This window comes from Amycolatopsis sp. La24 (assembly GCF_029087445.1).
In the GTDB taxonomy this organism is placed as follows: Bacteria; Actinomycetota; Actinomycetes; order Mycobacteriales; family Pseudonocardiaceae; genus Amycolatopsis; species Amycolatopsis nivea.
The window spans coordinates 1-962 of record NZ_JARACH010000148.1 but is presented as its reverse complement, the minus strand read 5'-3'; the positions used below and the strand labels follow the sequence as shown (position 1 = coordinate 962).

The 962-nt window shown below is 69.3% G+C and carries 1 pseudogene; it reads right to left on the bottom strand.

Going from position 1 to position 962, the window contains the following annotated elements:
• Positions 1-16 precede the first annotated feature (16 nt).
• Positions 17-962, bottom strand: a pseudogene (locus PUT80_RS46220) (integrase core domain-containing protein); the annotation flags it as partial.

The window sequence follows — 962 nt, the reverse complement described above, 5'->3', positions numbered from 1 at the left end:
GGGTGACAGTTCCGCATCAGGACTTGGGTGACGGTTGGTGTGTCAGGACTTCGGTGACGGTTGTTGTTTCTTCGGGCGGGTGCCTGGGCGTCGGCCGTTGCCGACGTATCGGATGCCGGGGGCGGGTCGGGTGCGCTCGGCGAGGATTTCGCCGTGCAGGTCGGTGACGGTGATCTTGTCGCCGGGTTCGGTGCCGTTGGCGATGACGAGGACCTGCTCGAAGGCGTGGTCGACGTCGACCATGTAGACCACTTTGTCCAGCACGATGGTGCCCGCGGTCGCGACTGTCCTGATGTGGGTGTCGGCGGGCAGGTCGGCAGGCGGCTTCGCTCGGGGACGACGGGCCGGGGCGGGTGGCTCGCAGGCGGGCCGGTTCGGTTTCGGGCGGGGCGGATCGGCTTTAGGGGTCGCTTCCCAGGCGGCCAGGGGCGTGACGCGCCCGGGCAGTCCTTGATGGGGGCGCTGGGTGTTGTAGATGTGGTCGAACGCGTCGACCTGGGCCTGCAGTTCGGCCAGCGACTCGGCCAGTGGCTGCTTGTCGAGGTAGCGGAACAGGGTTTGGTGGAAGCGCTCGTTCTTTCCCTGCGTGGTCGGCTTGTAGGGCTTGCCCGTGATCGCTTCCACGCCCAGGGCGGCGACGTGCGCGACGAGCCGGCCGACACGCCCGCGCCGCGACGGGTTCAGCGCGAGCCCGTTGTCGCTCAGCAGCCGTTGGGGCACCCCGTGCGCGGCGATGGCCTTGTCCACCACGGTGATCGCGTCCCGGGCGGTCTCGCCGGACGCGACGTGGGAGGCGACCGCGTAGCGGGAGTGGTCGTCGATGAGCTGGAAGATCACGCATTTGCGCCCACCCGTCAGGACGTACTCGGCGGCGTCCAGTTGCCAGCACGCGTTCGGGGCCGGGTAGACGAACCGCCGCCATGCCGAGCGCGGTTTCTTCTTCGGCTCGCGGCGAGCGACGC